9 protein-coding genes are annotated in these 12039 nt (G+C 70.9%); 7 read left to right on the forward strand and 2 right to left on the reverse strand.

The features are described from left to right. Nucleotides 1-41 precede the first annotated feature (41 nt). From D7X32_RS39325 to D7X32_RS39355, 7 genes are all read left to right on the forward strand, one after another. A complete protein-coding gene (locus D7X32_RS39325; protein WP_120607657.1) occupies nt 42-677 on the forward strand; it encodes an outer membrane beta-barrel domain-containing protein in 636 nt (211 codons plus the stop codon). Further along, nucleotides 674-2284: a hypothetical protein gene (locus D7X32_RS39330; protein ID WP_120607658.1), complete on the forward strand. Its 1611-nt coding sequence runs from the start codon at nt 674-676 to the stop codon at nt 2282-2284. Before D7X32_RS39325 ends, D7X32_RS39330 begins: the two co-directional genes overlap by 4 nt. Further along, complete coding sequence (gene bamD, locus D7X32_RS39335; protein ID WP_120607659.1) at nt 2281-5553, forward strand: outer membrane protein assembly factor BamD; 3273 nt, start codon at nt 2281-2283, stop codon at nt 5551-5553. Before D7X32_RS39330 ends, bamD begins: the two co-directional genes overlap by 4 nt. Next, nucleotides 5544-6047: a hypothetical protein gene (locus D7X32_RS39340; RefSeq protein ID WP_216618725.1), complete on the forward strand. Its 504-nt coding sequence runs from the start codon at nt 5544-5546 to the stop codon at nt 6045-6047. Before bamD ends, D7X32_RS39340 begins: the two co-directional genes overlap by 10 nt. Next, entirely contained in the window at nt 6044-6682 is a 639-nt protein-coding gene (locus D7X32_RS39345; protein ID WP_120607661.1) for a hypothetical protein, read from the forward strand. The genes D7X32_RS39340 and D7X32_RS39345 overlap by 4 nt, the downstream gene beginning before the upstream one ends. Continuing rightward, nucleotides 6682-8589, forward strand: a complete 1908-nt coding sequence (locus tag D7X32_RS39350) for a tetratricopeptide repeat protein (RefSeq protein ID WP_120607662.1) — start codon at nt 6682-6684, stop codon at nt 8587-8589. The genes D7X32_RS39345 and D7X32_RS39350 overlap by 1 nt, the downstream gene beginning before the upstream one ends. A gap of 88 nt (nt 8590-8677) precedes the next feature. Continuing rightward, nucleotides 8678-9391, forward strand: coding sequence for a laminin G domain-containing protein (locus D7X32_RS39355; protein WP_120607663.1), 714 nt, complete (start codon nt 8678-8680; stop codon nt 9389-9391). Nucleotides 9392-9399: 8 nt separating this feature from the next. Here D7X32_RS39355 and D7X32_RS39360 read toward each other — a convergent pair whose 3' ends face one another. Next, nucleotides 9400-10173, reverse strand: a complete 774-nt coding sequence (locus D7X32_RS39360) for a hypothetical protein (RefSeq protein WP_147450445.1) — start codon at nt 10171-10173, stop codon at nt 9400-9402. 115 nt (nt 10174-10288) lie between these two features. Continuing rightward, nucleotides 10289-11926 (reverse strand): hypothetical protein, encoded by a 1638-nt coding sequence (locus D7X32_RS39365; protein ID WP_120607665.1) that lies wholly within the window; start codon nt 11924-11926, stop codon nt 10289-10291. Between the last annotated feature and the right edge of the window lie 113 nt (nt 11927-12039).

The following is a 12039-nucleotide window of genomic DNA, read 5'->3' on the forward strand; positions in this document are numbered from 1 at the left end:
CCCCCACGCCGGCCCCCGCCTCCTGACAGGAAAAAGTCCCCGTGCGATTCCTCCTGCTCTCCCTCCTGTGCCTGGTGCCCGGCCTCGCGCGCGCCCAGGCCGAGGAACTCGAGAACCCCGGCACCGTCTCCGCGGTGCAGGACCGGCTGTACCGCATGCACCACGAGCTCTCGCTCGGCGTGGGCGTGCTGCCCGCGGACGCCTTCTACAAGGGGCTCATCGGCACCGTCGGCTACACGTACCACTTCAGCGACAGCCTCGCGTGGCAGGTGGGCCGCGGCACGTACAGCTACAACGTGCAGACCAGCCTGCGCAGCCAGTTGGAGCGTGACTTCGACGCCGCCCCCACCGCCACCGCCTTCGAGGACCAGGTGCAGTGGATGGTGGGAAGCGACCTGATGTGGAGCCCGCTGTACGGCAAGACGTCCTTCCTCAACTCCAACGTCATCCACTTCGAGGTCTTCCTGCTCGCCGGTGGCACGGTGGTGAAGGTGGACCGCAGCGACGGCTTCCGTCCCGCCGTCAACCTGGGCCTGGGCGTGCGCGTGTTCTCCAGCCAGAACGTGTCGTTCCGTCTGGACGTGACCAACAACACCGTCTTCGCGGGCGCGTCGCGCATCATCAACGTGCCCACCGTGCAGATTGGGACGGCCTTCAACTTCGGCGCCACGGAATGACGTCCCGCCCGCTCATCGTCGCCGCGCTCGCCAGCGCCGCGCTCCTCGTGTCCCCGACGGCCGCCCGCGCGGCACCGGACGCGGGCACGTTGCCCATGCCGCCCCCACCGGCCGCCACCGCGAAGGCGCCCGCCTCCACGGACGCCGGCACGCCCGGCCCCACGGACGCGGGCACCGCCGCCGGCACGCCTGCACCCGCGAAGGCCGCCGTCGCGGAGGCGCCTCCGCCCCCGCCGCAGAAGGTGCCGCCGGAGACCTTCGACAACGCCCTCAAGGCGTACTTCGACGGCAAGCCGCGCGACGCCGCCGGCCCCCTGTACGCGTGGCTCCAGGCCACGCCCCGCACGGATGACAACTACGCGTGGGGCCAGTACTTCCTCGCCAAGAGCCTCATCGACCTGGGGCTCACGCACGCGGGCGCGACATACCTGGCGCGCATCGCGCGCGAGCGCTCCAACCCCAACGTGCTGCCGCGCGCGCTGGACGCGCTGAAGGGCCTGACGGACCGGCCGCACGACGAGGTGATGATCGACGAGCAAGTGTTCGGCGCGCTCGACCTGGGCTTCCTCCCGGATGAGACGGGCGCGTACGCGCACTACCAGCAGGGCCTGGTGGACCTGCGCGTGGGCAACGAGCGCTGGGCGAACACGCACTTCTCCAAGCTGCCGGAGACGAGCGCCGAAGCCAGCCGCGCGAAGTTCGCGCTGCTCGTCACCCGGCTCAAGCAGGTGAAGGATCCGCCGGAGGAGATGGTGAAGGACTTCCTCGGCCTGTCCGAGGACGAGAAGCTCACCCGCGAGGCGCGCAACGAGGCGGCGCTCGCGGTGGCCCGCCTGCGCTACGAGAAGAAGGACTTCACCGGCGCGCTGGAGGCGTACGGCAAGGTGAAGCTGCCGGAGCTGGACCCCGGCCGCGCCAGCCTCTACCTGGAGGAGGCATGGACCCGCTACAAGCTGGGCGACCTGCGCGCATCCCTGGGCATCCTCACCACGCTGGACGCGCCGTCCTTCCGCGATGAGTTCATGCCGGACAAGTACCTCTTGCGCGCGCTCATCTTCCGCGACCTGTGCCACTACCTGCCCGCCAAGCGCGCGGCGAAGGAGCTGACGCGCCGGTACGCGGACTCGCTGGAGTCCGTGCGCAACCGTGAGGACCTGAGCCAGGACGCGCGCCTGCGCCGCGCCGCCAACGCGCACGGCGGCACCCAGCGCGCCGCGAAGTTCGTGTCCCTGCTGGACCTGGAGGGTGAGCGCCTGGGCCGCTACGCCGGCAGCTTCGGCGACCGGCTCTTCGGGCACCTGACGCGGCTGTATGACCTGTCCCACGCGGAGGCCGTGCGCGTGTACGACGCGCGCTTGCAGGAAGCCGTGCGCCTGGAGGCGGACACGCTCCTGCGCGCCGCCGAACAGGTGCGCCTCATGGAGTACGAGGTCGGCCTCAAGCTGTACGAGCGCGTGAAGAAGGGCGCGCAGGTGGTCGCGGCGGAAGAGGAAGAGCTGCTGTCGCCCGCCCAGGTCGCCTTCAAGTTCGACAACGAATACTGGAACGACGAGCTCAAGTCCTACCGGGTCCGCATCGAGAGCCGTTGCATCGAGGAAACCCCATGACCGGCCCGTTCACCGGCCTCATCACCGCCGCGCTGCTCGCGGCCGCGGCCCCTGGCCCTGGCGGCCGCATTGGACCCAACACCAACCCCATCGTGTCCAAGGCGAAGGAGCGCGAGGAGCTCGTCGCCAAGCTGAAGCGCGACATCTTCAAGGTGGACCGCGCCATCGGCGAGACGGAGAAGCTCATCTCCAAGAGCCGCAACGCCCCCTACCTGCCGGACCTGCAGTTCCGGCTGGCGGAGCTCTACGTCGAGAAGAGCCGCTACGTGTACTACCTCCAGGCGGAGACCCGTCCGGAGGGCGCCACGGGCGCCATCGTCTCCCCGGAGACGCGCCTGATGAAGCAGAAGGCGGTGCAGATGTACTACCGCCTGCTGCGCGAGTACCCGGACTTCAAGGACGGCGACCAGGTGACGTTCTACCTGGCGCACGAGCAGCGCGAACTGGGCCAGTTCGACGAGATGCTCAAGACGCTGGGGGACCTGACGCGCAAGTACCCCAACAGCCCGCTGCGCCTGGAAGCCGAACAGATTCTGGGTGACCACTTCTTCGACAAGGCGGACCTGGTCGAAGCGGAGAAGCACTACCAGGCCATCCTGGAGCTGCCGCCGTCGCCGGTGCACGACCTGGCCCGCTACAAGATGGGCTGGATCCGCGTGAACCAGGCCAAGCACGCGGAGGCCGTGACGTTCTTCGAGGCGGCGGCCGCGAGCGCGCCCCTGCCCGGCGTGGACGTGAAGAAGGCGCTCAACGTCAAGCGCGAGGCGCTGCTGGACCTGGTCTACAGCTACACGGAGGCCAAGCCCCCCAAGGGCGCGCTCAACTACTTCGAGAAGCTCAGCGAAGGCCGCGCCACGTACGCGCTCGCGCTGGACAAGCTGGGCAACCGCTACTTCATCAAGCAGCAGTACGAGTGGGCCATCCCCGCGCTGCGCAAGCTGATGGAAGTGCAGCCGGACCCGGAGCAGGACCTGGAGCGCAGCCAGAAGCTGTACGACTCGCTCAAGGCCGCCAAGGGCAAGGTGATGCCGGAGCCGGAGGACATCCGCTTCCTCGTGCGCGCCGCGGTGCAGAGCAAGACCGACCCGGAGATCGCGGAGACCGACCGCAAGAAGCAGCTCGCGGAGCTGGAGGAGATGGCGCGCGACCTGTCCACGCAGGTGCACCTGGCCGCGCAGAAGGCGGACTCGCGCGACCTGTACGTGAAGGCCGCGGCCGCCTACCGCGAGTACCTGGGGCTGTTCCGCCCGGACCAGTACGTGCGGCCCATCATGAAGAACCGCGCGGACGCGCTCTTCGCCGCCAAGGAGTTCCCGGACGCGGCGCGCCAGTTCGAGGAGCTGGCCCGCTACGAGGACAAGGCCAAGGACGAAAAGGCCGTGGACACCGCCATGTACGGCGCGCTCCTGGCCCACTTCTCCACGCTCAAGCCGGAGGAGGCGCAGAAGCGCAACGCCTTCGAGGTCGCCGACGCGCGGCAGGCGCTGAAGCTCTTGGGCGCGGCCTACGTGGGGCGCTACCCGCAGAGCCCGCACGTGCTGGACGTGAAGTTCAACATCGCGCGCGCCTATTACGAGGACGGCGACTACCCGAAGGCGGCGGAGCTGTTCACCGCGTTCGCGCTGGCGCACCCGCAGTACAAGGACGCGCCGGTGGCGGGCAACCTGGCCCTGGACAGCCTGCGGCAGGTGAACGACTTCAAGAAGCTGGATGAGACGGGCCGCAAGTTCCTCGCGTCCTCGCTGCCGTCCGGCTTCCGCGGCGAAGTGCAGAAGATCCTCACGCAGAGCAAGGCCGAGGCGCTGGACGAGCTGGCCCTGCAGAGCGCGCAGGAGACGGGCGACGTCATCGAAGGCCTGATGAAGGTCGCGGACGAGAACAAGAACACCGACATCGGCGAGAAGGCGCTCTACGGCGCGTTCACCGCCGCGCGCGAGAAGCGCGACCTGCCGCGCGAGCGCGAACTGGGCGCGAAGCTGGTGCAGTCCTATCCCAAGAGCCAGTACCTGTCGGACGTGCTCTTGACGCTGGGCCGGCACGCGGCGGAAGCGGCGGCCTTCAACGAGGCGGCCGGCTGGTTCGAACAGGTGGGCCAGAAGCTGGCCGGCGACCTGGCGTCGGTGGACGGCTGGATGGCCGGTGCCCGCCTGCGGCTCGCGCTGGGTGAGTACAAGGAAGCGTCCCGCAACCTGGAGACTGCCGCCGAGGCCGCGGGCGCGCGCAAGGGCGAGGTGCTGGCCCTGCTCGCCGAGACGCGCCTGAAGCAGAAGGATTACTCGCGCGCGAAGACGGCGGCGGAGACCGCGCTCAAGCTGGACAAGAACAACGTGGCCGCCGCCGCGGTGCTCGCGGAGGTGCAGGCCACGACCGCGCCCACGGCGAGCCCGGACGCGCTCATCTCCACGCTCACCGCCGCGGTGCAGGGCCCCAACGGCCAGACGGAAGAGGCGGCCAAGGGGCTCTGGTACCTGGGTGAGATCCTCTACCGCGGCTACAAGGACCTGCCCGCGGACAAGGTGGAGGAGAAGGTCGCCGCGCTCCAGGCCATGGAGGGCGTGTACACGCAGGCCGCGTCGCTCGGGTATCCGGAGTGGGCGGTGGCGTCGCTGTGGAAGATCGCCCTCGCGTACGGCCACATCGCGGACGTGGTGGACCAGACGCCGGTGCCCGGTGGGCTGTCCGCCGCGGAGACGAAGCAGTTCGCGGACGCGGTGAAGCAGCAGGTGGCGCCGCTCAAGGCCCGTTCCGACGAGGCCTTCAAGGCGTGCCTGTCCCGCGCGGAGTCGCTGGAGGTCTTCAACGCGGCGGTGGTGGGTTGCCGCAACCGCACGGACGTGGCCGCGATGCCGGTGCCGCAGCCTGCCGCGCCCACGCAGCCCGCGGCGCTGGAGGACCTGCGCAAGAAGGCGGAGAAGGTGCTCACCGCCGAGGCGTTGGAGGCCCTGGGCATGGGCTACCTGGACGCGCACCAGTACGGCATGGCGCAGCTGACCTTCGGGCGCGTGACGGAGCTGCAGGACACGCGCGCCTCCGCGCACGCGGCGCTGGGCTGGGCCATGCTCAACCTGGGTGACGCGATGGGTGCCCGCGCGGCGTACGCCAAGGCGCTGGAGGCGGACCCCACCTACGACAAGGCCCGCCTCAACCTGGCCGCGCTGCGCTGCCGCTTCGGCGACACGGACGGCGCGCGCCGCGAGCTGGCCGTGCTCAAGGACATGGGCACGCTCAACGGCCCGGACGTGGACGCCGGGTGGAAGGCATGCAAGTGAGCGCACCCTTCCGCTTCATCGCCCCGGTGCTGGCCGCGCTCGTCACCTCCGCGTGTGGTGACGAGGGCGGCAAGCTGGAGGGCAGCGTGACGGAGCTCATCGACCTGCGCTACCAGCGCACGGAGGCGGGGCTCGCGGAGGGCACGCTGGCGGTGAGCTTCATCAGCGCGCAGGGCAGCGGGCAGGACGTGGTGTTGAAGGTGAGCGCGCGGGTGGCGGACATGCTGCCGGACAACGAATACGCGGGCTCGCTGGACATCGACCTGGCGGAGGCACTGGAGGACGGCTCGCAGCGGGGCAGCGTGGACCGCAGCGTGCTGGACGAACCGGTGCGCCCCTTCCCGCCGCTCGTGCGCGGCAACCTCTTCGTGAAGTCCCTTCCGAAAGCCACCGGAGACCGGGTGTCGGGCGAGTTCAACGTCACGTTCACCAACGGCACCGACGTCTACTCCGGCCGCACCATCTTCAGCCGTTTCGAGGCCACCGCTCCATGAAGCGCCACCTGCTCCTCAGCCTGTCCCTCCTGACCGCGGCCTGCGGCCCGAGCTACGGCATGCGCGTGCCGGACGCGCTGGTGAAGAAGCTGCCGTACGAGACGCGCATCGAGCTGTTGGAGGCGGAGAACGACCTGGCCCTGGCCATCGACCGGGTGGACGAGGCGGACAACGAGGTCAACCGCGCGCGCGACAACATCCGCCGGGCCAAGTCCCGCCAGGAGGCCGCCGAGGACGAGGAGGACCGCGCCCCGGACGCGTCGTCGCGCGAGGTGGCGCAGCTGGCCATCGCGGAGTCCGAGTCCCGCGTGGAGTTCCTGCGCGCGCACCAGCGCCTCAACGTGGGGCTGCGCGAGGTGGAGCAGCTGTCGCTGCGCTGCGCGTTCGCCCGCTTCGAACTGGCGCGGCTGACGGCGGCGCGCAAGGCGAAGGTGCAGGGCAGTGAGCGCCTGGAGCCGAAGGAGTTCGAGGAGCAGGTGTCCGAGTGCGAGGCCGCGGTGAAGGAAGAGCGCGCGAACCTGGCCGGGGACACGAAGGAAGCGCAGGCGGCGAAGGAGGCGTGGGAGGCGAAGAAGGCCGCCCTCGCCAAGAAGACCTTCGACGCGCGCGCCAGCCCGTACGTGGAGAACCTGTGATGACGAAAGCCGGCGTCCTGCTCCTCCAGTTGTTGACGGCCCAGGCTCCCGCTCCGGAAGCACCTCCGCCGGAGAAGCCCGCCGCGGCCGTGCGCGCGGACAAGCTCCCGGACGACCCGGACGCGCTCTACAAGCTGGGCACGGCCTTCCTGTCGCAGAACCAGGCGCGCCGCGCGGTGGCTCCGCTGACGAAGCTGGTGGGGCTCACGCCGGACGGCGTTCCCGCGAAGGTGGCGCTGGCGCGCGCGCTGCGGCTGTCGGGTGACGTGCCCAAGGCCAAGGCGGTGCTGGACGCGGCGCTGGCGGCCTTCCCGGAGGAGGCCACGCTGCGCTCGGAGCGCGGCCTGCTGGCGCGCATCCAGGACGACACGGACGAGGCGATTACCCAGTACTCGGTGGCGACGGAGCTGGCGCCGAAGGACGCGGAGCTGCGCTTCAACCTGGGCGAGGTGCTCCAGCGCGCCAACCGCACGGACGACGCCATCGAGGCGTACCGCGAGGCGCTGAAGCTGGACGGCGCGCTCCAGGTGGCGCGGGTGAACCTGGGCAAGGCGCTGGCGGAGAAGGGGCTCAGCGCCGAGGCGAAGGAGACGCTGCGCGAGGCCATCCGCCAGAAGGACGGCGACGCGGAGGCGCACTACAACCTGGGCGTCGTGCTGATGCGGGAGAACGACGTCACGGGCGCGTTCGCGGAGTATCAGGCGGCGCTCAAGGCGGACCCGAAGCACGCGCGCGCGCAGAACAACCTGGGCGTGGTGCTGGACGGCCAGGGCAACGCGCGCAAGGCGGCGGAGGCGTTCCAGAAGGCCATCGCGTTGGATCCGAAGTACGCGGAGGCGCACTTCAACCTGGGGCTCGCGTGCTTCCAGCTGGGGGAGAACGCCCGGGCGACGAAGGCCTTCGAGAAGGCGCTGCTCTTGGAGCCCCGGCGCGCGAGCGGTCCGTACACGCAGCTGGGCCAGCTGTACCTGGCGCAGGGCAAGAAGACGCAGGCGGTGGCCGCGTTCCAGAAGGCCATCGAGAAGAGCGCCGACGACGGCAAGAAGACGACGGAGGCCTACCAGGGCCTGGCGCGCGCGTACCTGGAGCTGGGCAAGGTGGACGACGCGGTGGCCACGCTGAAGACGGCGGTGGAGACCTTCCCGGACGAGCCCGGCGTGCGCGCGGGCTACGGCGACGCGCTCAAGGCCAAGGGCGACCTGGATGGCGCCATCGCGCAGTACTCGGCCTGCGTGAAGGTCCAGCCCACGGTGGAGAACCGGCTGATGCTGGCGGACGCGTACGCGAAGAAGCACGTGGGCGCCCAGGCGCGGCCGCTCTACGAGGCCGTGCTCCAGGAGGATCCGAAGCACCGCGTGGCGAAGCTGGGGCTCGCGGATCTGCTGCTCGCGATGGGCGACTACGCGGCGGCGGAGAAGCTGCTGACGCCCGCTGAAGGCGAGGAGGCGGACACGGCGGCGCTGGCGCGGCTGGGCATCCTGCACTCGCGGCGTGGACGGCCGGAGCTGGCGGTGCCGGAGCTGGAGGCGGTGGTGGCGAAGGACCCCGCGCAGCTGGAGGCCCGCGCGGAGCTGGGCTTCCTGTACCTGCGCGGCGGTGACGAAACCAAGGCGCTGCAGGTGCTGAGCGACGTGCTGGCGGTGGAGCCGCGCAACTCGCTGGGGCTGCTGTACCTGGGGCACACGCTGTACCGGCAGGGCAAGTTGCCGGAGGCGGAGAAGGCCTTCCGCGGCGCGTCGCAGGTGGACGCGAGCGCGGGCGAGCCGCACTTCGCGCTCGCGCAGCTCTTGGAAGCCACCAACCGCAAGCCCGAGGCGAAGAAGGAGTACGAGGCCGCGGTGAAGTTGCAGCCGGACCACGCGGACGCGAAGTCCGCGCTCCAGAAGCTGGCCGTCGACGTGCCGTGACGTGCGCGGCGGGGAAGCCTCCCCGCTCCCCCAGGGGTTGAGTCCGTGCTGGAGTGGCACGCTCACGCAGTCCCTGGGGAGGTACGTCATGAAGGTGCGGATGGGATTCGCCACGGTCTTGCTGCTGGGCCCGCTGACGGCGGGCGCGGTGAGCCAGAAGCTGCGTTACAAGTTCGAGTCGGTGTCCGACCCGGTGACCACCGTGGTGGATGACAGCGGCAAGGGCCACACGGGCACGGCGCAGGCCAGCAACGGCGGCACCATCACGGTGGAGACGCCGGGCTACGAGGGCCAGGGCGTGCGCTTCCCGGCCGTCTGTGCCGGGACGGCGTGCGCGAAGGCCTTCATCAGCGCGGCGGACTCGGCGTCGCTCAACCCGGGAACGGCGCTGTTCTCCTTCGGGGCTCGTGTTCGCGTCACGCTCGCGGAGCTGACCACGGACCACGGCTCCAACCTGGTGCAGAAGGGGCTCTCCTCCTCGGCCCAGTGGAAGCTGCAGCTGGACGACGCGGTGACGGGCAAGCCGAGCTGCGTGGTGCGCACCACCGGCGGCGCGGACGCGGTCATCGTCAAGGCGTCCGTGGGCATCGCGGACGGCACCTGGCACAAGGTGACGTGTCAGCGCACCAGCACCACGTTGACCATCCTCATCGACAACGTGGCGCGGGGCAGCGCGCTGCTCGCCAGCACCTACGACATCAACCCCGCGGGCCAGTCCGTCGGCATCGGGGCGAAGAGCGCCGGGAACAACAACGACCAGTTCCACGGCGCCATCGACGAGGTGTACTTCAACCTGGACTGAGCCAGGGGCTACTCGCGGGAGCCCATGAGGGCGTCCGGTAGCGGAGGCCCCGTGGGTGCGGGCCGGGCGGCCTCCGCGAGCGTCCGGCCGAAGCGGTAGCGCGCCTCCGCGTGGACGCCGAAGGACTCGCCTCCGGCGCTCGCCAGCAGCACGAGGTCGTCATCGGGGCGGGAGCCCTCGGTCAGGCCCAGGGTCCAAGGCACTTCCCGGGTGTCTCCATCCAGGGTGATGGGCGACGTGGGACCTTCCCGGAGGACCGTTCGCGGCGGCACGCGCAGGGAGACCTGCACGGGCGCGGTGAAGCCCGGGCTCCTGTCCAACCGCGCGACGAGCCGCACCGTGTCCGCGCTGGCGTCCACCACCCGCCAGGAGACGTGCAGCGGCGCGGGGATGCGGGCCGTGGCGGGGAGCGCCGTGGGCCGTGGCGCCGTGTTGTCCGTCATCGTGGCGCCGTCTTCGGGGCCTTGTGTGAGCGCGATGGGGATGGGGGCTGTCACCGCGTCCGTGGCGTGCGTCTTCACGGAGGCGGGCCGGGAGTCGTGGCGCTCGTGCGACGGCAGGTCCCATGAACCCATCCCGTGCGAGGGGAGCGCCACCGACCGCGCGGACGCGAGGAGCGTCGGTGACGAGGCGTGGACGGGCTTCTGCTTCGCCTGGGGTGGTGACTCCGAGGCGCGCAGTGGCTTCTTGCGCCGCACGCGGTCCGCGCCGGCTGCCATCCCCGCCGACAGCGCTCCGACCAGCGCCAGGGCCAGCACGGCCCCCGCGACGCGTTTCCGCATCAAGGGACGCAGGAGGTTCAGGGTCGCGGACCGTCGGCTTCGCGGCATCGAACGTGGAAGCTTCATGGGCACGGGGACTCGCACACGGGCGCGGGACTTCCGCTTCGCGGGGACGTCATGGGCACAGGGGCTCGTGGCTGGGGTACGGGAAGGCGGTGGCGGGCTCGGTGGCCGCGTCCACCAGGGTGCTCGGGAAGCCCTGGCACATCAGCGCGTCCAGGAAGTCCGCGAGGCAGGGTGAAGGCCTGCCCGTGTCCACCACGTCCGTGAGCGCGCCCTTCTCGTCCCGCCTCCAGGTGTGCCGCGTGTAGCCGCGTGCCCAGGGGGACCGGTTCATCGCGGGCGCGGAGAGTGCGTCGTACAGGGGCTGACTCGATGATGTGCCGGTGGCCGCGCGGTAGAGGATGGCGGCCACTTCGTTCTCGTCCACGGGCTGGAGCAGGCCTGCTTCCGCTCGGGGCCGCATCCAGGCGCTCACCGAGGAGGCTCGCGCGGACAGGTCCACCCAGAACATCGTCCCGCCCTGCCGGTCGAAGTAGCGGGGACTGCGGCGCGCATCCGCGCTGAACCACGTGGCCCAGCCTTCGCTCCACGCCTGCCCCGGGAAGGTGGGCACGCCCACGTAGTGCGGGCCACCCTCCTCCGGACTGGTGCCCTGGCTGGCCATCACCCAGTGCCCCAGTTCGTGCATCACCATCGCGTCCGACCACCACGCCGCATCCGAGTCCCCCGGCAGCCACACCTGCGACGCCCAGCTCCGGCCCGCCGCCGTCACCGGCCACGGCGCGAAGCACGCGCCACAGGACCAGGTCGTCGCGAAGCCCAGCCACGCCACCACGGGCAGACCGTCGCGTCCGTTGTAGCGCTCACGCATCCGGCGCCACGCCGTGCCCAGCACGTCGAACACCGCCGCCGCGCCGGAACCTTCGGACTCGGTGAGGGTGAACAGCGGTTGTCCGGACAGCTCGCGCGTCGTGCGCGACCAACTCCAGATGCGGGCTGCGTCGCCCGGCACCGTCGACACCGACTGCGCACCCGGCAGTCCGGGATCCGCCACCGCGTAGGCCACCGCGCCGTCGCGCCCCCGTCCCGCCGCGTACACGACGACGCGGTCGTCCTCACCGGGAGACGACGACACCTTCAGCGTGAAGTGGCCTGCGTCATCCGTCACCTGCGAGTCCAGGACCTTCGTGCCCTGGAACGACACGATGAGGAACCCACGAGCAGGCACGGGCTCCACGTCCAGGGCCCACGCGCGGAACTCCGCATCCGGGAAGCGGCGCGCGTAGCGCACCGTGCCGCTCAGCGTGGGCCCGGGCGCTCCACAGAAGCCCCTGCCCGGCGCGGCGTTACAGCCCACGTCACAGCCACGGGCGACCCAACGGCCGTTCGTGCACACCTGCAAGGCCCGGGACTCCGTGCAACGCGAGACGCCGTCGACGCAGGCGGTGCCCGTGACACAGGCGACCTCGGGTGACTCGACACAGGTGGTGTCCTCCGCGCAGTCCTCCCGGTGCACGGCGCCACCTTCGCAGCGCTCCAGCACGCGCGGGCCCAGGCAACGTGACGGCGCGGGCAGCTGATCACACGCGAGCGCGGGCCGGAGGGTCTCCTCGGGCAGGGACGTGACACACGCCGCGCAGGCAGCACCCTCGCAGTCGGCTGCACAGGGCGTCAGCTCCGCGCCCGGGTCGCAACCCGCGAGCGCGAGCGCCACGAGCGCCCAGCACCACACCCAGACCCCGCGTCCCACCAGGAGGAAACCTCGTTCGAGCCAGCGCCCCTCACCGGGCCTGGATGCGAGCGAGAGGACAGCACGCACGCCTTGAGCCCAGGCAGAGCCAGGAGAACGACGGCCCCCCTGCC

It is taken from the genome of Corallococcus carmarthensis, assembly GCF_003611695.1.
GTDB lineage: Bacteria > Myxococcota > Myxococcia > Myxococcales > Myxococcaceae > Corallococcus > Corallococcus carmarthensis.